The 19,303-nt window shown below is 67.7% G+C and carries 17 protein-coding genes and 1 pseudogene; 9 read left to right on the top strand and 9 right to left on the bottom strand.

Annotated features, from left to right (window positions below):
- Positions 1–52: 52 nt before the first annotated feature.
- Positions 53–1,288, top strand: a complete 1,236-nt coding sequence (locus ACLLJJ_RS17810; protein ID WP_434600404.1) for an IS30 family transposase — start codon at positions 53–55, stop codon at positions 1,286–1,288.
- 77 nt (positions 1,289–1,365) lie between these two features.
- Here the strand turns inward: ACLLJJ_RS17810 and ACLLJJ_RS17805 are convergent, their stop codons facing one another.
- Both ACLLJJ_RS17805 and ACLLJJ_RS17800 read right to left on the bottom strand, forming a co-directional pair.
- Positions 1,366–2,448, bottom strand: coding sequence for an inositol-3-phosphate synthase (locus tag ACLLJJ_RS17805; RefSeq protein WP_283521963.1), 1,083 nt, complete (start codon positions 2,446–2,448; stop codon positions 1,366–1,368).
- A 50-nt stretch (positions 2,449–2,498) separates the two neighbouring features.
- Positions 2,499–3,179 carry a PadR family transcriptional regulator gene (locus ACLLJJ_RS17800; protein ID WP_434592365.1) on the bottom strand — a complete coding sequence of 227 codons (681 nt, stop codon included), beginning with the start codon at positions 3,177–3,179 and terminating at the stop codon, positions 2,499–2,501.
- A gap of 363 nt (positions 3,180–3,542) precedes the next feature.
- Between ACLLJJ_RS17800 and ACLLJJ_RS17795 the strand changes: the two genes are divergently transcribed.
- Positions 3,543–6,266 carry a transglycosylase domain-containing protein gene (locus tag ACLLJJ_RS17795; RefSeq protein WP_434592362.1) on the top strand — a complete coding sequence of 908 codons (2,724 nt, stop codon included), beginning with the start codon at positions 3,543–3,545 and terminating at the stop codon, positions 6,264–6,266.
- Positions 6,267–6,369: 103 nt separating this feature from the next.
- Complete coding sequence (locus ACLLJJ_RS17790; protein ID WP_434592359.1) at positions 6,370–7,878, top strand: glycosyltransferase family 87 protein; 1,509 nt, start codon at positions 6,370–6,372, stop codon at positions 7,876–7,878.
- Positions 7,879–7,964: 86 nt separating this feature from the next.
- Here the strand turns inward: ACLLJJ_RS17790 and ACLLJJ_RS17785 are convergent, their stop codons facing one another.
- From ACLLJJ_RS17785 to ACLLJJ_RS17775, 3 genes are all read right to left on the bottom strand, one after another.
- On the bottom strand, positions 7,965–8,996 hold the full coding sequence (locus ACLLJJ_RS17785; RefSeq protein ID WP_434592357.1) for an alanine racemase: 1,032 nt from the start codon (positions 8,994–8,996) through the stop codon (positions 7,965–7,967).
- A 59-nt stretch (positions 8,997–9,055) separates the two neighbouring features.
- Entirely contained in the window at positions 9,056–10,174 is a 1,119-nt protein-coding gene (locus ACLLJJ_RS17780; protein WP_283521968.1) for a lipid II:glycine glycyltransferase FemX, read from the bottom strand.
- An 84-nt stretch (positions 10,175–10,258) separates the two neighbouring features.
- Entirely contained in the window at positions 10,259–10,573 is a 315-nt protein-coding gene (locus ACLLJJ_RS17775; protein ID WP_434592356.1) for a hypothetical protein, read from the bottom strand.
- A 267-nt stretch (positions 10,574–10,840) separates the two neighbouring features.
- On the opposite strand from ACLLJJ_RS17775, the gene rpsF reads away from it, so the two are divergent.
- From rpsF to rplI, 4 genes are all read left to right on the top strand, one after another.
- Positions 10,841–11,131, top strand: coding sequence for a 30S ribosomal protein S6 (gene rpsF / locus ACLLJJ_RS17770; protein WP_283521970.1), 291 nt, complete (start codon positions 10,841–10,843; stop codon positions 11,129–11,131).
- A 75-nt stretch (positions 11,132–11,206) separates the two neighbouring features.
- Positions 11,207–11,833, top strand: a complete 627-nt coding sequence (locus ACLLJJ_RS17765) for a single-stranded DNA-binding protein (RefSeq protein ID WP_434592352.1) — start codon at positions 11,207–11,209, stop codon at positions 11,831–11,833.
- A gap of 43 nt (positions 11,834–11,876) precedes the next feature.
- Positions 11,877–12,113 (top strand): 30S ribosomal protein S18, encoded by a 237-nt coding sequence (gene rpsR / locus ACLLJJ_RS17760; RefSeq protein WP_003949403.1) that lies wholly within the window; start codon positions 11,877–11,879, stop codon positions 12,111–12,113.
- An 18-nt stretch (positions 12,114–12,131) separates the two neighbouring features.
- Positions 12,132–12,578, top strand: coding sequence for a 50S ribosomal protein L9 (rplI, locus tag ACLLJJ_RS17755; protein WP_434592335.1), 447 nt, complete (start codon positions 12,132–12,134; stop codon positions 12,576–12,578).
- Positions 12,579–12,740: 162 nt separating this feature from the next.
- On the opposite strand, the gene ACLLJJ_RS17750 is transcribed toward rplI, so the two are convergent.
- Positions 12,741–14,078, bottom strand: a complete 1,338-nt coding sequence (locus ACLLJJ_RS17750) for an MATE family efflux transporter (protein WP_434592333.1) — start codon at positions 14,076–14,078, stop codon at positions 12,741–12,743.
- A 476-nt stretch (positions 14,079–14,554) separates the two neighbouring features.
- On the opposite strand from ACLLJJ_RS17750, the gene dnaB reads away from it, so the two are divergent.
- On the top strand, positions 14,555–16,012 hold the full coding sequence (gene dnaB, locus ACLLJJ_RS17745; RefSeq protein ID WP_434600446.1) for a replicative DNA helicase: 1,458 nt from the start codon (positions 14,555–14,557) through the stop codon (positions 16,010–16,012).
- A 69-nt stretch (positions 16,013–16,081) separates the two neighbouring features.
- On the opposite strand, the pseudogene ACLLJJ_RS17740 reads toward dnaB, so the two are convergent.
- The 3 genes and pseudogenes from ACLLJJ_RS17740 to ACLLJJ_RS17730 all read right to left on the bottom strand — a co-directional run bounded on the left by ACLLJJ_RS17740 (position 16,082) and on the right by ACLLJJ_RS17730 (position 17,906).
- Positions 16,082–16,737 (bottom strand): annotated as a pseudogene (locus ACLLJJ_RS17740) (maleylpyruvate isomerase N-terminal domain-containing protein).
- Positions 16,738–16,960: 223 nt separating this feature from the next.
- Positions 16,961–17,437 (bottom strand): GNAT family N-acetyltransferase, encoded by a 477-nt coding sequence (locus tag ACLLJJ_RS17735; protein WP_434592330.1) that lies wholly within the window; start codon positions 17,435–17,437, stop codon positions 16,961–16,963.
- Positions 17,438–17,447: 10 nt separating this feature from the next.
- The gene (locus ACLLJJ_RS17730) at positions 17,448–17,906 is read right to left on the bottom strand and encodes a MarR family winged helix-turn-helix transcriptional regulator (RefSeq protein ID WP_434592327.1); all 459 of its coding nucleotides are present in this window, start codon (positions 17,904–17,906) and stop codon (positions 17,448–17,450) included.
- Positions 17,907–18,044: 138 nt separating this feature from the next.
- Between ACLLJJ_RS17730 and ACLLJJ_RS17725 the strand changes: the two genes are divergently transcribed.
- Positions 18,045–19,280, top strand: coding sequence for an MFS transporter (locus tag ACLLJJ_RS17725; protein ID WP_434592324.1), 1,236 nt, complete (start codon positions 18,045–18,047; stop codon positions 19,278–19,280).
- Positions 19,281–19,303: the final 23 nt, after the last annotated feature.

The raw sequence follows: 19,303 nt of genomic DNA, 5'->3' as shown, positions 1-19,303 counted from the left end.
CCGCAACACGGCCTTCGGCTGGGCCCGGAAGGCCGGACGCGGGTCGGTGCGCCTGTCGCAGCGGCATCCTCGGCGCGACGAGTACGAGCGGCTTCGGGCCGCCGGAGTCGCACGCCGGGCAGCGGCCCGGCAGGTCGACGTGAACGAGCGCACGGCCAAGGACTGGGACTGGGGCGTCAAGAAGAGCGGCACCACACGCACCTACGCCGACGGTCGCCGTGTCGACTACACCACCGGGACCCTCACGATGGGTGGCGTGACCACAACGCCGGTGGGCCTGAAGGCCCTGGAGAAGCAGATTCACCCACGGTTCCTGACGCTCGCCGAGCGCGAGAAGATCCGCGATCTCCGCGCGGCGGGGCAGTCGCTGCGGGCGATCGGACGGGCCCTGGGGCGGCCGGCGAGCACGGTCAAGCGGGAGACCGACGCGAACTCGGGCCTTGAGGGCTATCAGCCCTACGCTGCCCACCGGGCGGCCGCCACGCGCAGACCCCGCCCCAAGGACCGCAAGCTGCTGCGCGAGGGCCGGCTGCGACGCTTCGTCCAGGACGGACTGCGCGGGCGCTGGTCGCCGGAGCAGATCTGTCACGCTCTGGGCAAGGAGTATCCCGACGACCGGAGCATGCGGGTGAGTGTGGAGACGATCTACCAGGCGCTGTATTTCCAGGCCCGCGGCGGCCTGAAACGGGAAGTCCAGGCCGCCGTCCGCTCCGGCCGGACCCGCCGCAAACCACGCCGGGACCCTCAGCGGCGCACCCCACGGTTCATCGACCCGATGGTGATGATCAGCGACCGCCCTGCCGCCGTCGAGGACCGGGCCGTGCCCGGCCACTGGGAAGGCGACCTGATCATCGGCGCCAACAGCCGCTCCGCGATTGCCACGCTGGTCGAGCGAAGCACCCGCTACACGATGCTGGTCCACCTGCCGGGCGGAGCCCACGACGCCGAAACCGTGCGCGACGGCCTCGTCGCCACGATCCAGACCCTGCCCGCACACCTGCGCGGCTCCCTCACCTGGGACCAGGGCAGCGAGATGGCACGCCACAAGCAGTTCACCATGGCCACCGGCATGCCCGTCTACTTCTGCGACCCCGCCTCACCCTGGCAACGCGGCTCGAACGAGAACACCAACGGACTCCTGCGCCAGTACTTCCCCAAAGGCACCGACCTCAGCGTCCACAGCCCCGAAGACCTCGAACACGTCGCCCAGGAACTCAACGGCCGCCCACGCAAGACGCTCGGCTGGAGTACTCCAGCCGAGCGTCTACGTGATCTACTCACCACCTGAAAACCAGGCGGTGTTGCAACGACCACTGGAACCCAAGATGCCCGGGGGCCCTCCTCGTGTGGCGGCGGCGGAGCTGTTTAGCGCTCGACCTCGCCCGCGATGAACTTCTCGACGTTGCGGTGTGCCTCGTCGTCGAAGTACTGAACCGGCGGGGACTTCATGAAGTACGAGGACGCGGAGAGGATCGGGCCGCCGATGCCGCGGTCCTTCGCGATCTTCGCGGCACGCACGGCGTCGATGATGACACCCGCGGAGTTCGGGGAGTCCCAGACCTCGAGCTTGTACTCAAGGTTCAGCGGGACATCGCCGAAGGCGCGGCCCTCAAGGCGGACGTACGCCCACTTGCGGTCGTCCAGCCAGGCCACGTAGTCCGAAGGACCGATGTGGACGTTGTCCGCACCCAGGTCGCGGTCGGGGATCTGCGAGGTGACGGCCTGCGTCTTCGAGATCTTCTTGGACTCCAGGCGCTCACGCTCGAGCATGTTCTTGAAGTCCATGTTGCCGCCGACGTTCAGCTGCATCGTGCGGTCCAGGACAACGCCCCGGTCCTCGAAGAGCTTCGCCATCACGCGGTGCGTGATGGTCGCGCCGACCTGCGACTTGATGTCGTCACCGATGATCGGGACGCCCGCCTCGGTGAACTTGTCCGCCCACTCCTTGGTGCCGGCGATGAAGACCGGAAGGGCGTTGACGAAGGCGACCTTGGCGTCGATGGCGCACTGCGCGTAGAACTTCGCAGCGGCCTCGGAACCGACGGGCAGGTAGCAGACGAGAACGTCGACCTGCTTGTCCTTGAGGACCTGGACGATGTCGACGGGCGCGTCGGCAGCCTCCTCGATGGTCTCGCGGTAGTACTTGCCCAGGCCGTCGAGAGTGTGACCGCGCTGAACGGTGACGCCCTTGTTCGGGACGTCGCAGATCTTGATGGTGTTGTTCTCGCTGGCGCCGATGGCGTCCGCGAGGTCGAGGCCGACCTTCTTGGCGTCGACATCAAAAGCAGCGACGAACTCGACGTCACTGACGTGGTACTCGCCGAAATTGACGTGCATGAGACCCGGGACCTTGCCCGCCGGGTCGGCATCCTTGTAGTACTCGACGCCCTGCACCAGCGAGGCGGCGCAGTTGCCCACGCCGACGATGGCTACGCGAACCGAACCCATTGGCGGTTGCTCCCTGTGTGTATGACGAGTCCCCGCGGAAGTGCCGGGACTCACTTGGTGGTGTCGTCGGACGGATCCGGCCGGGAGGGGTCCCGGTGCCGGGGCAGGCCGCCCGTCTCTTCCGATGTGGTGTCCTGCTGAGTCGAGCCGTCGGGGGTGGACCGCTTGTCCCGCCCCGCGCGCTCGCTCTCGATGAGCTCGTTCAGCCAGCGCACTTCGCGCTCCACGGACTCCATGCCGTGTCGCTGCAGCTCAAGCGTGTAGTCGTCCAGGCGCTCGCGGGTGCGGGTCAGGGAGGCGCTCATCTTCTCAAGACGCTCCTCCAGGCGGCTCCTGCGCCCTTCGAGCACCCGCATCCGCACCTCGCGCTCCGTCTGCCCGAAGAAGGCGAAACGAGCGGCGAAATGCTCGTCCTCCCAGGAGTCGGGGCCGGTGTGCGAGAGCAGCTCCTCGAAGTGCTCCTTACCGTCCGCCGTCAGCCGGTAGACGATCTTCGCCCGGCGTCCCGCGAGTGATGCGGCGAGCGCGTCCTCCGGGGCACTGCCCGGCTCCTCGATCAACCAGCCGCTGGCGACGAGCGTCTTGAGGCAGGGATAGAGGGTGCCGTAGCTGAAGGCCCGGAAGACCCCCAGCGAGGTGTTGAGGCGTTTACGCAGCTCGTAGCCGTGCATCGGGGACTCCCGCAGCAGGCCGAGCACGGCGAATTCGAGGATGCCTGAGCGTCTGCTCATCCTTCGCCTCCCCGGTCTCCGACGGCCCTTATGCCGAGCTGATGTATCGACTCGATACATCCAGACGATAGAACGGGAGTCCGTCCGCGGCAAGGGGAGCCATGGTGAACGGCGTCACATCACCAATTTGTAGGACCCAACTTGCCTGTTTTGGGGTGAACATCGGCACTGGGAGGGTTTTGACGGTGCGTAGTCTGTGCGGCATGCAAACCACCGGGAACCGCGTGACGCGAGGGGGCGTCATCATCCTGGACGCAATAGCCGTACGGATGAGCCGGGGGATGGGCTGGTCCGTACTTCGGGGGGACCGGAACTCAACTGCCGCTTCCAGGCGCTCTCGCCTGCCCGAGGAGTAGTCGTTCGATGAGCGAGCACCGTCGCAAACCGCCGCAGCCGCAAGGTGGTGGCGGTCGTGCCGCGGCCAGGCGAGCCGCCCAGCAGCCCTCAGGGCGCCGTGCGGCTCCCCCGCGGGACACCACAAGCACCGGGTCACCCTCCGGTTCGTACGAAGAGGAGCCGTCGTACAGCGGCAGGGCCGACGCCCGCCGGGCCGCGCAGCGCGGTTCGGCCGGTGGCGCGCGCCGTCGTGGCCCCGAGCCGGGAGGACCGACAGGTTCGGGCTCCGGCGGTCACGGTGGTGGCCGGCGCGGTAGCGGTGCCGGCGGGGCCGAGGGCTCCGGTCGGGGCCGCGGAGGCGCGCGCCCCAAGAAGAGGCTGATCGACTATCCGCGCGCCGAGAAGTACGGGTGGCGGCGCTTCGTACCGTCCTGGAAGCAGGTCACGGGAGTCTGCCTCGGCTTCTTCGGGATCCTGCTCATCGGGGCCGGAGCCGCTTTCGCCTGGGTGGACACCCCCAACCCGCAAAAGATGGCACAGGCGGAGAACAACGTCTTCTACTGGGACGACGGGAAGCAGCTCGCCGCTACCGGTGGCCAGCGCAACCGGCAGAACGTCGACATCGGCAGGATCCCGAAGTCCACCCAGGATGCGGTGATCGCGGCGGAGAACGCCTCGTTCGACACCGACAAGGGTGTCGACCCGGTGGGCATCGCGCGGGCCGTCGTCAATATGGCCAAGGGCGGCGACACCCAGGGTGGCTCGACCATCACTCAGCAGTACGTGAAGAACACGTTCCTGGGCCAGGAACAGACGATGAAGCGCAAGTTCACCGAGCTCTTCATCTCAATAAAGGTCGGCGCCAAGCAGGACAAGAAGAAGATCCTTGCCGGGTATCTGAACACCGCGTACTTCGGCCGCGACGCCTACGGCATCCAGGCCGCGGCGCAGGCATATTTCGGCAAGGACAGCGACAAGCTGGAGGCGGACGAGGGCGCCTTCCTCGCTTCGCTGCTCAAGGGCCCGAACCTCTTCAACCCGGACGGTGGCATCGGCGACAACGCCACCCCCGAGCTGAACACCAAGCGCGCCCAGGAGCGCTGGGGGTGGATCCTCGACCGTGAGGTCGAGGTGGGTCGCATGACCCCGCAGGATCGCGCCCAGTACACCAAGTTCCCCAAGCTCAGGGACTCGCAGGCAGCCACCGGCCTCAGTGGTCAAAAGGGCTACCTCGTCGAGACCGCCAAAAAGTACGTGCTCAAGCAGACCGACATCAAGCCGGAGGCCCTGGAGCGCGGCGGCTATCGCATCTATACGACCTTCAACAAGAAAAAGGTCGAGGCGATGGAGAGGGCGGTCAGCAAGACCCGCCGGGAATTCCTTAACCCCGAGAAACGCCCGGACACCGACAAATTCGTCCAGTTCGGCTCGTCCTCGGTCGATGTGAAGACCGGCAAGATCGTCGCGCTCTACGGTGGTGAAGGCTGGGACAAGAAGCACTTCACCAACAATGCCGACACTTCCGGCATCCCTGTCGGCTCGACCTGGAAGCCCTACGTTCTCGCCGCGGCGATGACACATGGCACCCAGAACACCGAGGACGGTGTGGGGCTTTCGCCGATGAGCAAGTACAACGGCAATGACCTCATCGTCATCAAGAACCGCAACGGCGATCCGATGCCGGGCAAGAACGGTCCGTTCCGGCAGAAGAACGAGAGCACCAAGGCATACGGCTTCGTCACGCTCAAGGAAGCCATGCAGGACTCCATCAACTCTCCCTTCGTGCAGCTGGGCATCGATGTCGGCCTGAGCAAGGTCTCGGACATGGCACAGAGGACCGGAATCCTGAAGGAGAGCATGGACACGCTGAACGCGTCCTTCTCCCTGGGTACTTCCACGCCGAGCGCGATTCGCATGGCCGACTCGTACGCGACCTTCGCCGCCTCCGGCGAACACCACGAGCCCTACTCCGTCACCAAGGTGCTCTACGAGCGCAAGCAGAAGGAAGGGTTCGACGCGCCCGAGGGCCAGGACGCGATGGAGAAGGACGTCGCGGACAATGTCACCAACGTCCTGGAGAACGTGGTCAAGAACGGCACGGCCAAGAAGGCCCTGGAGCTGGGTCGCCCGGCCGCGGGCAAGACCGGCACCACCGACAAGAACAAGTCGGCCTGGTTCGTCGGCTACACCCCGCAGTTGTCGACCTCGGTGACCCTGTTCCGTACGGACCCCGAGTCCCGCAAGCTGCTCTCCATGAACGGCACCGGCGGCGTCCCGTCCATCCACGGTGGTGACATCCCGACCGAGGTCTGGACGAACTACATGCGTGAGGCGCTCAAGGGCCAGCCCAAGACCGGGTTCCCCGAGGGCGGGCCGATCGGTGAGAAGGCCGACGCGAACGGCGCGCCGACCCCCACGCCGCCCCCCACGCCCAGCGACACGCCCAGTGAGACGCCCTCGGAGACTCCGTCCGAGACGCCCTCCGAAACCCCGTCAGAGACGCCTTCGGAGACACCGTCGTGTGAGCCGCTCGACTTGGAGTGCGGCGACGGTGGCGCCAACGGCGGAGGCGAGGACGCCGGGGGCACCGACAACGGCGGCACGGACGGCGGGCCGACCGGTACTCCGGACCCGGGGGATCCCGACGGCGGCACCACCGACGGGAACACGGGCACAACCAACGGCAGCGGCAGTAGCGGCAGTAGCGGCGGTAACGGCGGCAATGGCGGCCTCTTCGGAGGCGGCGGCTGACGCCACCAGCCGGCGGCTCACGTCGCCAACCCCGGCCGAGGGCCGTCGCACCCCGTGCGGCGGCCCTCGCCGCGTGTCCCGCCCCGTACGGCAGGATGACCCCATGACGAGCGTGCACGAGGACAGGCCCGTAGTACGGCCCACGCAGCAGGACGAAGTCGCCGCAGCCGGCAGCGAGCTCATCGGGGGGCCGATCGGCCGGTGGGCGAGACTGGGCACCGACCGGCTCACGCCCGTCCGCGTCATCGCCCTGGTCGCGATCGGGATGTTCGCACTTGGCATGGTGCAGAAGATGCCCTGTTACGAGTGGGCCTGGTTCCGCGGTATCAGTTCCCAGTACACGCACGCGTGTTACTCCGACATCCCGCACCTGTACAACGGACGGGGTTTCGCCGACGGTCTCGTGCCGTACTTCGACCGCCTGCCGTCCGGCGACATGGAGTTCCTCGAATACCCCGTGCTGACCGGCCTGTTCATGCAGGTCGCTGCCTGGCTGACGCTCCCCTTCGACGGCTCCGTGCAGGACCGTGAGCAGGCCTACTGGATGATCAACGCGGGCATGCTGATGATCTGCGCCGTCGTCGTCGCGGTCTGTGTCGCCCGTACACACCGCCGCCGCCCCTGGGACGCCCTGCTCGTCGCCCTGGCGCCCGCCCTCGCGCTCACCGCCACCATCAACTGGGACCTGCTGGCCGTCGCTCTCACCGCCGCGGCGATGCTCATGTGGTCCCGGGGGCGGACCGTGGCCTTCGGTGTCCTCATCGGGCTGGCGACGGCCGCCAAGCTCTATCCCGTGCTGCTGCTGGGGCCGCTGCTCGTGCTGTGCTGGCGGGCGGGCAGACGCCGGGAGTACGGAGCGGCCCTTCTCGGCGCCGCGGGGGCCTGGCTCCTGGTGAATCTGCCGATCATGGCCTTCGCGCCCGAGGGGTGGAAGAAGTTCTACACCTTCAGCCAGGAACGGTCCGTGGACTTCGGCTCCTTCTGGCTGGTCATCACCCAGCGCACCGGCCGCCCCCTCGACGTCGAAGCCGTCAACACGTACGCCACGCTCCTGATGATCCTGCTGTGCGCGGGCATCACCCTGCTGACCCTGACCGCTCCCCGACGGCCGCGCTTCGCCCAGCTCGCCTTCCTGGTCGTGGCGGCCTTCATCCTGACCAACAAGGTCTACTCGCCGCAGTACGTGTTGTGGCTGATCCCGCTCGCCGCCCTGGCCAGGCCGCGCTGGCGCGACTTCCTGATCTGGCAGGCCTGCGAGGTCATGTACTTCTTCGGGATCTGGCTGTACCTCGCGTACACGTCGAGCGACGACAAGCACCAGGGGCTTCCGCCGGAGGGATACCAACTGGCCATCGCCCTGCACCTGCTGGGGACGCTCTACCTGTGCGCCGTCGTCGTACGCGACATCCTCAAGCCCGAGCGCGACCCCGTACGGCGTGACGGCTCGGACGACCCGTCGGGCGGCGTCCTCGACGGTGTGGAGGACGTCTTCGTGCTGGGGCCGGCGGCTCATCCGCCGAGGCACGGCGTGCGGCACTACGAGGGGGTGCGCGTCGAGTGGGGCGTCACCACGTCGGACGCGTCCGGGGCCGACGGGACGGCCCGGACATGAGAAAGCCCCCCGGGTCACGGACCCGGGGGGCTTCTGCTTGCGGTTCGAGGGCCGCGGTACGCGTACCGCGGTTCGGGCGTCGGCGTCTAGCGGTCGACGATGCGGTCGAACTGCGTGGTCGTATGGCGCAGATGGGCCACCAGCTCTTCGCCCACGGTCGGCTCCTGGGCATCCGCGGGCACGAACAGGATCGACACCTGCATGTGCGGCGGCTCCGCGAACCAGCGCTGCTTGCCCGCCCACACGAACGGTGCGAGATTGCGGTTCACCGTGGCCAGACCGGCCCGCGCCACACCCTTCGCGCGCGGCATCACACCGTGCAGCGCCTTGGGCGCCTCCAGGCCCACACCGTGCGACGTACCGCCCGCGACCACGACCAGCCAGCCGTCCGACGCCGCCTTCTGCTGGCGGTAGCCGAAACGGTCACCCTTGGACACCCGGGTCACATCGAGCACCGAACCCCGGTACTCCGTCGCCTCGTGGTCACCCAGCCACAGCCGGGTACCGATGCGCGCACGGAAGCGGGTCTGCGGGAACTGCTGCTGCAGCCGCGACAGTTCGTCCGCCTTCAGATGGCTGACGAACATCGTGTGCAGCGGCAGCCTGGCCGACCGCAGCCGGTCCATCCAGGTGATGACCTCCTCGACGGCGTCCGAGCCGTCGAGCCGGTCCAGCGGGAGGTGCAGCGCGAAGCCTTCGAGGCGTACGTCCTCTATGGCCGCGTGGAGCTGCCCGAGCTCCTCCTCGCGGACACCGTGACGCTTCATCGAGCTCATGCACTCGATGACGACCCGCGCGCCGACCAGCGCGTGCACGCCGTCGACCGAGGACACGGAGCGGATCACCCGGTCCGGCAGCGGGACCGGCTCCTCGCCACGCCGGAACGGTGTGAGGACGAGCAGATCACCACCGAACCAGTCCTTGACACGGGCCGCTTCGTACGTGGTGCCGACGGCGAGGATGTCCGAGCCGAAGCGCGTGGCCTCGTCCGCGAGCCGCTCGTGGCCGAAGCCGTAGCCATTGCCCTTGCAGACCGGCACGATCCCGGGGAACTGATCGAGCACGGACTTCTGGTGCGCCCGCCAGCGCGCGGTGTCGACGTACAGAGTGAGCGCCATGGCCGGTCCGGAACCTTTCTCGGGTCTGCGGTGAATCAGGTGTGGAGAGGAATGAGAGGTCAGCGACGCGACATGTACATGTCGAGCGCCTTGTGCAGCACCTTGTTGAGCGGGAAGTCCCACTCGCCGACGTACTCGACGGCCTCGCCGCCGGTGCCCACCTTGAACTGGATCAGGCCGAAAAGGTGGTCGGTCTCGTCGAGCGAGTCGGAGATGCCCCGCAGGTCATAGACGGTCGCGCCCATCGCGTACGCGTCGCGCAGCATCCGCCACTGCATCGCGTTCGAGGGGCGGACCTCACGCTTGTGGTTCGCGGAAGCGCCGTAGGAGTACCAGACATGGCCGCCGACGATCAGCATCGTCGCGGCTGCCACGTTCTCGCCCTCGTGACGGGCGAAGTACAGCCGCATCCGGTTGGGGTCCTCGGTGTTCAGGACCGTCCACATGCGCTGGAAGTACGAGAGCGGGCGCGGCCGGAAATGATCGCGCTCAGCGGTGATCTCGTACAGCCGCTGCCACTCGGCGAGGTCGTCGTAGCCCGCCTGGACGACCTCGACACCGGCCTTCTCGGCCTTCTTGATATTGCGCCGCCAGAGCTGGTTGAAGCCCTTGAGGACGTCGTCCAGCGAGCGGTTGGCGAGCGGCACCTGGAAGACATAACGAGGCTGTACGTCGCCGAAGCCGGCGCCGCCGTCCTCCGCCTGCTGCCAGCCCATCTTCCGCAGCCGGTCCGACACTTCGAACGCGCGCGGCTCGATGTGCGAGGCCTCCACGTCACGGAGCCGCTTGACGTCCGGGTCCTGGATTCCCGATTTGATCGCGATCGCGTTCCAGCGGCGGATGACGACGGGCGGGCCCATCTTCACCGAGAACGCACCCTGCTGCTTGAGGTGCGCCAGCATCGGCCGCAGCCAGTCGTCCAGGTTCGGGGCGTACCAGTTGATCACCGGGCCCTCGGGAAGATAGGCGAGGTACCGCTTGATCTTGGGAAGCTGCCGGTACAGCACCAGTCCGGCGCCGACCTGCTGGTCGTCCTTGTCGAACCAACCGAGGCTTTCCGAACGCCATTCGGTCTTCACGTCGGCCCATGCCGGAACCTGGCAGTGACTCGCCGCAGGCAGGCTCTGGATGTACGCCAGATGCTGCTCTCGGCTGATGGTCCTCAGGGTCAGGCTCATGCGGGGCGCTCCTCGGCAGGCGTGTCTCGCGCCGAAGCCTACTGCGCGAAAGGAGCGCCCCGTCTGGCCCGGGGCGGAGCGGGCCTAGCCCAGCACTCCGCCGAACAGACCGCCATGTGCCATACCCAGGAAGAACCCGACGGCGGACGCCCCCAGTCCGACGATCAACAAGAAGCGCTCACGCGTCGTCGCCGAGATGAACTGGCCGTACGCACCCGTGAGGATCCCGACCAGTCCCGCCCATGAGCTGAGCAGATGCAGGTCGTGGAACATCGCGGAGACGAAAGCGATCAGGCCCAGCACCACCGTCACCGCGACCAGGGTGTCCTGGAGCGGATGCGGCTTGCCGTCCGTGGCGAAGAGAGAGATGGACGAGCTGCGGCGCACTGTCTGTGCCATGGAGCACCTCCTGTCGGAAGGCGGCGCACGGTAACGCCGCACACACCCGATGTGTACAAATTGTGGCCCCTCTCGGCCGGATTTCAACCGGAGGGGGGTGAGCAGGTAGTCTGTACGGTCTGCACCGGTTGTCTGCCCATGCCAGGAAACAGGCGCCTCTCTCGTAGAGGCCGACTGTCAGTGGCGGCCGATACCGTTGCGTACGCATCACGACCCTCCTGCCACGGATCGACCGTGGCCGCTGAGTCCAAAGGAGGTGGGTTCCACATGCGTCATTACGAAATGATGGTCATCCTCGACCCCGATCTCGAGGAGCGCGCTGTCTCCCCGTTGATCGAGAACTTCCTCTCCGTTGTCCGTGAGGGCAACGGAAAGGTCGAGAAGGTCGACACCTGGGGCCGTCGTCGCCTCTCCTACGAGATCAACAAGAAGCCCGAGGGTATCTACTCGGTCATCGACCTGCAGGCCGAGCCTGCGGTCGTCAAGGAGCTCGACCGACAGATGAACCTGAACGAGTCGGTCCTCCGGACCAAGGTCCTCCGCCCCGAAACCCACTGAGCCCAGTAGCTCAGCGGTAATCGGGTCCGAGTAGCAACAAGCAGCCAGCAGCAATCCCCGCCGAGAGGTTCCCCCATGGCAGGCGAGACCGTCATCACGGTCGTCGGCAATCTCGTCGACGACCCCGAGCTGCGCTTCACCCCGTCCGGTGCGGCGGTCGCGAAGTTCCGTGTCGCGTCCACACCCCGCATCTTCGACAAGCAGACCAATGAGTGGAAGGACGGCGATGGCCTGTTCCTCACCTGCTCGGTCTGGCGTCAGGCGGCGGAGAACGTCGCGGAGTCGCTTCAGCGAGGCATGCGCGTAGTCGTGCAGGGCCGGCTGAAGCAGCGGTCCTACGAGGACCGTGAGGGCGTCAAGCGCACGGTCTACGAGCTGGACGTCGAGGAAGTCGGCCCCAGCCTCAAGACCGCCACGGCCAAGGTCACCAAGACCACGGGCCGAGGCGGCCAGGGTGGATACGGCGCCGGTGGTGGCGGCGGTCAGCAGCAGGGCGGCGGCAGCTGGGGTGGAAACTCCGGCGGCGGCAGCCCGCAGCAGCAGGGCGGCGGCGCATCTGCCGCCGAGGACCCCTGGGCCACCAACGCACCGGCCGGCGGCGGTCAGCAGCAGGGCGGCGGCAGCTGGGGCGGAAGCTCCGGCGGAAGCTCCGGCGGTTCAGCCGGCGGCAGCGGCGGCTACTCGGACGAGCCCCCCTTCTAGGGCGGGTCCGTACCCCACTTCTTGATCACACAGGAGAGACACAATGGCGAAGCCGCCTGTGCGCAAGCCTAAGAAGAAGGTCTGCGCATTCTGCAAGGACAAGGTCACGTACGTGGACTACAAGGACACGAACATGCTGCGGAAGTTCATTTCCGACCGCGGTAAGATCCGTGCCCGCCGCGTGACCGGCAACTGCACTCAGCACCAGCGTGACGTCGCCACGGCTGTCAAGAACAGCCGTGAGATGGCGCTGCTGCCCTACACGTCCACCGCGCGATAAGGGAAGGGTGACCGAAAAATGAAGATCATCCTCACCCACGAGGTCACAGGCCTCGGTACCGCCGGAGACGTCGTTGACGTCAAGGACGGTTACGCTCGCAACTACCTGGTCCCGCGCGGTTTCGCGATCCGCTGGACCAAGGGTGGCGAGAAGGACGTGGCGCAGATCCGCCGCGCCCGCAAGATCCACGAGATCGCGACCATCGAGCAGGCCAACGAGATCAAGGCCAGGCTCGAAGGCGTGAAGGTCAGCCTGGCTGTTCGCTCCGGCGACGCCGGCCGCCTCTTCGGTTCCGTCACTCCGGCCGACGTCGCTTCGGCGATCAAGGCTGCCGGTGGCCCCGAGGTCGACAAGCGCCGCGTTGAGCTCGGCGCCCCGATCAAGACCCTTGGTTCGCACCAGGTCTCGGTGCGTCTGCACCCCGAGGTCGCCGCGAAGCTCGGTGTCGAGGTCGTCGCTGCCTAAGCACTGCGCATCGCAGGGCTTTGAGCGCTGAGAAGGGCCGCACCCCCCCCGGGGTGCGGCCCTTCTTCGTACGTTGTCCGCGGTGCGGCGTCCTGAGTTACGTCTTACGTCGTCGCGGACTACTTCGTGCGTTGTTCCGCCCGGTTTCACGTGAAACATCGCTCAGCGCGTGGCGCCCGTGACGATCCAGCGGCCCGAGCGGGCGCGCAGCCACAGAGTCACCAGCCGGACGACCATCATCAGCGCCATCGCCCACCACAGAGCTGTCAGCCCGCCGCCGAACCTGGGGACGAGCAGGGCGACCGGGGTGAATACCGCCAGCGTCGCCAGCATGGCCCAGGCCAGATACGGGCCGTCCCCTGCGCCCATCAGGACACCGTCCAGCACAAATACGATCCCCGAGACGGGCTGAATGACGGCGACCACCAGGAGTGCGGGCAGCAGCGTGTCCTGCACGACTCGATCGGTCGTGAACAGCTGGATGAACAACGGCCGCGACACCATGACGAGCACACCAAAGAGGACACCGGCGGCCACTCCCCACTCGACCATCCGTCGGCACGCAGCCCGCGCGCCCTTGGCGTCATCGGCACCCAGGTAGCGCCCGATGATCGCCTGACCGGCGATGGCGATGGCGTCGAGAGCGAAGGCCAGCAGACTCCACAGGGACAGGATGATCTGGTGGGCGGCGACTTCGGCGTCCCCGAGGCGGGCGGCCACCGCGGTGGCGATCATCAGGACGGCGCGCAGCGAGAGCGTACGGACCAGCAGGGGAGCGCCGGCCTGGGCGGAGGCCCTGATGCCGGCCAGGTCGGGACGCAGGGAGGCTCCGTGCCGACGCGCACCGCGGACCACCACCACGAGATAGACGGCGGCCATCCCGACCTGGGCGATCACGGTGCCCCAGGCGGAACCGGCGATGCCCAGCCCCGCGCCGTACACCAGACCCACATTGAGGGCCGCGTTGGCGGTGAAGCCGCCGATGGCGACATAGAGCGGTGTCCGGGTGTCGTGGAGGCCACGCAGCACCCCGGTGGCCGCGAGCACCACGAGCATCGCGGGGATGCCGAGGCTGGAGATGCGCAGATAGGTGATCGCGTACGGAGCGGCCGTGTCGGAGGCGCCGAAGATGTCGATGAGCCAGGGAGCGCCGGGCAGGACGATCGCGATGACGCCCGCGCCCAGGATGAGGGCGAGCCAGATGCCGTCCATCCCCTGGCGGATCGCGGACTGGAGGTCGCCCGCGCCCACCCGGCGCGCGACCGCCGCGGTGGTGGCGTAGGCGAGGAAGACGAAAATGCTCACGGCGGTGGTCAACAGGGCGGCCGCGATGGCGAGACCCGCGAGCTGCGGGGTGCCGAGATGGCCGACCACCGCGCTGTCGACCATCAGGAAGAGCGGCTCGGCGACCAGCGCACCGAAGGCGGGCAGGGCGAGCGCGAGGATTTCGCGGTCGTGTTGGCGGCGGCCGGTCTTGGATGCCGAGGGTGCCTGGCTCATGGGCTCAATCTAATCTTCCACAGGTAAGTGATGCAATGACTCTGGGACCCTTACTTGGAGCCCCTTTGGTGGTTCGGCTGTGCGCCGTTTGTTCTGATCTTGGGCCAAGGGGCAAAGTTTTTCTTCCCCACAGTCGGTGGATGAAGAAAGTCCAGGTCAGAGCGGTGCTCGCGAGGGTGCTATGAGTTTGTCCACAGTGCTGTCCCCCGGTCCGTGCACAGGTTCTGGAGGGTTCTCCACAGCAACTGCTCCTTCGTCCACATGGCCTGTGGATAACCAGATTGGCTGACGGTGCCCGCGGGCCTACCGTGGTCCGGCGCCCGCCTTCCGTTTCGGCCCTGGAATCTCGTTGAACTTGACGCGCCGGAACCGGAGTCGGGCGTCTCATTTGTCAGAGCCGTGCCGTAAGAAAGAGTGGCACAGCGAGGTCCGCGGAGCGGACGGGAGGAGGTGGCCCGGTGAGCACCCCCGAGCCATTGGACGACCCCTGGGCCGACAGCGGTCCCGGTGACCGTCTGCCTTCCCGCCGACGCCGCGGCGAGGGCAAGGGCCGCGACGAGCAGAGCGACGGGGGCCGCGAGGGCGGCGGCTGGGAGGGCGGCTCCCCCGGATTCGAGCGGGTTCCCCCGCAGGACCTCGACGCGGAGCAGTCCGTCCTTGGCGGCATGCTCCTTTCCAAGGACGCCATCGCCGACGTCGTGGAGGTCATCAAGGGCAACGACTTCTACCGGCCGGCCCACGAGACCGTCTACACGGCGATCCTCGATCTCTATGCCAAGGGCGAGCCCGCCGACCCCATCACGGTGGCCGCCGAACTGACCAGGCGTGGTGAGATCGCGAAGGTCGGCGGCGCATCGTATCTGCACACGCTGGTGCAGACCGTGCCGACCGCGGCGAACGCCGAGTACTACGCCGAGATCGTCCATGAGCGGGCGGTGCTGCGCAGGCTGGTCGAGGCGGGCACAAAGATCACGCAGATGGGATACGCGGCCGACGGCGACGTCGACGACATCGTGAACTCGGCGCAGGCCGAGATCTACGCGGTCACCGAGCAGCGCACCAGCGAGGACTATCTGCCGCTCGGCGACATCATGGAGGGCGCGCTCGACGAGATCGAGGCGATCGGTTCGCGCAGCGGCGAGATGACCGGTGTGCCCACCGGCTTCACGGACTTCGACTCGCTGACCAACGGCCTGCACCCCGGCCAGATGATCGTCATCGCCGCCCGTCCCGCCATGGGCAAGTCGACGCTCGCGCTGGACTTCGCGCGGGCCTGCTCGATCAAGGCCGGCCTGCCCAGCGTGATCTTCTCTCTCGAAATGGGACGCAACGAGATCGCCATGCGTTTGCTGTCGGCGGAGGCGCGGGTGGCACTGCACCACATGCGCTCCGGGACGATGACAGACGAGGACTGGACGCGGCTGGCACGACGTATGCCGGACGTGTCGGCGGCGCCGCTGTTCATCGACGACTCGCCGAACCTGTCGATGATGGAGATCCGGGCCAAGTGCCGGCGGCTGAAGCAGCGGCAGGACCTGAAGCTGGTGGTCATCGACTATCTGCAGCTGATGCAGTCCGGCGGTTCGAAGCGAGCGGAGAACCGCCAGCAGGAGGTCTCGGACATGTCCCGAAACCTCAAGCTGCTGGCGAAGGAGCTGGAGGTCCCGGTGATCGCGCTCTCGCAGCTGAACCGTGGTCCCGAGCAACGTACGGACAAGAAGCCGATGGTGTCCGACCTCCGTGAGTCGGGATCGATCGAGCAGGACGCGGACATGGTGATCCTGCTGCACCGCGAGGATGCGTACGAGAAGGAGTCACCGCGCGCGGGCGAGGCGGACCTGATCGTGGCCAAGCACCGAAATGGTCCGACGGCGACGATCACGGTGGCCTTCCAGGGCCACTACTCACGCTTCGTGGACATGGCCCAGACCTGATCCGACCCCTTGCGGGGTCTCCGATTTCGCGGCACAGTCTCAGCACCGATTTCCTGGTGAGTCACACGATCATCCGAGGACGAGCGGGAGTCTCGCGGCCAGCGCGCCCAGTTCGGCCTTCTCCGTGTCGGTCGGGGTGCGCCTCCCGGTGCCGACCAGCAGCGTGTCCTCGTCGGAGAACGTCGCGGGGAACACGGCCCCGGCGATCTCCTCCAGCATCTCGCGGCACTCGGCGAGCGCCTCCGCGGGCGGTTTGGCCGCGCCCGGAAGGTGCGCGACCAGGTCGAGGTGGTGCAGCGTCCACTCCATGACGTACGTGCGGAGGTACTCGCCCGCGGTGAGGACCAGGTCGCGGGTGCCGACCCAGAGGTCCGGGTCGGCGAGCTCGGCGGCGCGGCCGGCCGCGGAGCTGACGTCGTCGAGGTGGAACTTGAGCAGCCAAGGTTCCTGGTACGCGGCGGCCAGTCGGACGGTCAGTGCGTCGAGCGGTCGTCGCCGGTCGGCGGCGTTCCGGTGACATCCCAGTAGGTCAGCGCGTCGTGGGTCGGTTCCGTCTCGGCCGGCGTCACGAGGGTGATCAGGACATCTTGAGCGTCGATGATCAGATGGCACACCAGGTCGCGCACGAGCCAGCCGGTGCAGCCTGACGGCTGTGCGAAGTCCTCGTCCGGGAGTTCGGCGACCGCCGCGCGCAACGCTGCCCAGGAGCGTGAGAAGAGATCCACCTCGGCAAGGTAATCCGGTGCGGTGACGAGGGACAAACCCATTGAGGGCGGTCCCTTCTGTCCCGGTGTGCCGGCAAGTCGAGGATGTGCCACCGCTCGTGAGGCCGAAGCGTGTGCCATCGCCGTGGGACGGCGGAGAAGTCGCTGGTCAGAAGCTCTGCTTGGGCCACGAGCAGCGAGGTCCCACACCCCCGCCCCACGGGGCGGTGCCGGCTGCCCGGTCTCAGATGCTCATCTTGAAGCCGACGTGGGAGGGCTCGAAGCCGAGCCGCTCGTAGAAGCGGTGGGCGTCGGTGCGGGTGGCGTCCGTGGTCAGCTGGACCAACTGGCAGTTCTGCCGCCGGGATTCGTCGATCGCCCACTCGATGAGCCGGGTACCGAGGCCGCTGCCGCGCTCGTCGGCGTGGATCCGTACGCCTTCGATGATCGAGCGGGTGGAGCCTCGCCGCGACAGACCGGGGACGATCGTCAGCTGCAGTGTGCCGACGACCTTCTCGGCGCCCGCGGCGGTGTCGGTGCCCACGCGGACGGCCACCACGAGGTGCTGGTTCGGGTCCGCGGCGAGCCGCTCGTAGGCGGCGGTGTACGGGGTCAGGTCGTCCGGGGACTCGCGCCGGGCGCCCAGCGCGTCGTCGGCCAGCATGGCGACGATCGCCGCGATGTCCTCGGGCGCCGCGGCACGTATCTCAAGATCACTCATGGGTGCCAGATTACGCGGGGACCCGCAGCTCCTCGACGGTCCTGACCAGGGGAGCCAGCTCGGGGTTCCTGGCGGCTTCGTCGAGGGCCTCGCGCAGCGCGGCGTCATTGGTGGGCCGGGCCTCGGCGAGCAGCGCGAGGCCGGCATCGGTGACGTCCGTGTAGATGCCGCGCCGGTCGGTGTCGCAGAGGTAGCGGGTCAGCAGACCGCGGTCCTCCAGGCGGGTCACCAGGCGGGTGGTGGCGCTCTGGCTCAGCACCACGGCGTCGGCGACCTGCTTCATCTGGAGGTGGCCGCCGGAACCGCTGTGCTGACGGCTGAGGACGTCGAGCAGCGAGTACTCGCGCATGCTCAGGCCGTGCTGCGTTTCGAGGGCCCTTTCGATGTGGGCCTCGATCTTCCCGTGGAGCAGGGAGAGGGCGCACCAGCTCTGCGAGAGGGCGGTCAGGGCGGGGTCTGTCGCGGTCATGGATCTCTCCTCGTCGGGAGCGGCTTGTCCTCAGGATAGACGACGTCCGCAATAGCCCGCGCTTGCATTAGTCAGCGCTTGCAATTATTGTCGACGCTTGTAAGGCGCTCACGCAATCTCTCTTGGGAAGGTTCACCCATGCCACTCGCGCTCCTCGCCCTCGCCATCGGGGCGTTCGGCATCGGCACCACTGAATTCGTGATCATGGGGCTGCTGCCGGAGGTCTCCGCCGACTACGGCGTCTCGATCCCCACGGCCGGCTACCTGGTCAGCGGATACGCCCTGGGCGTTGTGCTGGGCGCCCCGCTGATGTCCATCCTCGGGACGAGGATCTCCCGCAAGCGGATGCTGATGATCCTGATGGGCCTCTTCATCGCGGGCAATCTGATCTCCGCCCTCGCCCCCTCCTTCGGCGTGATGCTCACCGGCCGGGTGGTCGCCTCGCTCGCGCATGGCGCGTTCTTCGGCATCGGCTCGATCGTCGCGGCCGAACTGGTCGCCCCGGAGAAGAAGGCCGGCGCGATCGCCATGATGTTCACCGGTCTGACCGTCGCCAACGTCGTCGGCGTACCGCTCGGCACCTTCATCGGGCAGAACTTCGGCTGGCGCATCACCTTCTACGCCGTCGCCGCGCTCGGCGTCCTCGGCCTGGTGGGCGTTGCCAAGCTCGTCCCGGAGATGGCCAAGCCCGAGGGCGTACGACTGCGCCACGAGCTCGCCGCCTTCCGCAATGCGCAGGTCCTGCTCGCCATGGCGATGACGGTCCTCGGCTTCGGCGGAGTCTTCGCCGCCATCACCTACATCACCCCGATGATGACCGAGGTCGCCGGCTACTCCGCAAGCTCGGTCACCTGGCTGCTGGTCCTCTTCGGCCTCGGCATGGTCGGCGGCAACCTGATCGGCGGCAAGTTCGCCGACCGCCACCTGATGCCCCTGCTGTACGTGTCGCTGGGCGCCCTCGCGGTGGTCCTGGCCCTGTTCACGCTCACCGCGCACAACCAGATCACCGCGGCCGTCACCATCGTGCTGATCGGCGGACTGGGCTTCGCGACCGTACCGCCGCTCCAGAAGCGGGTGCTGGACCAGGCCGCCGGCGCCCCCACCCTGGCCTCCGCCGTCAACATCGGCGCGTTCAACCTCGGCAACGCGCTCTCCGCCTGGCTCGGCGGCCTCGTCATCGCGGCCGGCCTCGGCTACACCGCCCCGAACTGGGTCGGCGCCGTGCTCGCGGCCTCCGCCCTGGCGCTGGCTGTCCTGTCCAGCGGCCTGGAGCGCCGTACGGCCGCACGCGGCCCGGTGGTCGCGGGCGCCATGCCCGAGACGGCCACGGCGACGGCCACGGCGACGGCCACGGCGACGGCCGCCCAGCACTGAACTGTCACCTCCCCCCCCGAAAG

This window comes from Streptomyces sp. A5-4, assembly GCF_051131715.1.
In the GTDB taxonomy this organism is placed as follows: Bacteria; Actinomycetota; Actinomycetes; order Streptomycetales; family Streptomycetaceae; genus Streptomyces.
Note: the sequence above shows the minus strand (reverse complement) of the source record. Positions and strands in the feature narration are given on the sequence as shown.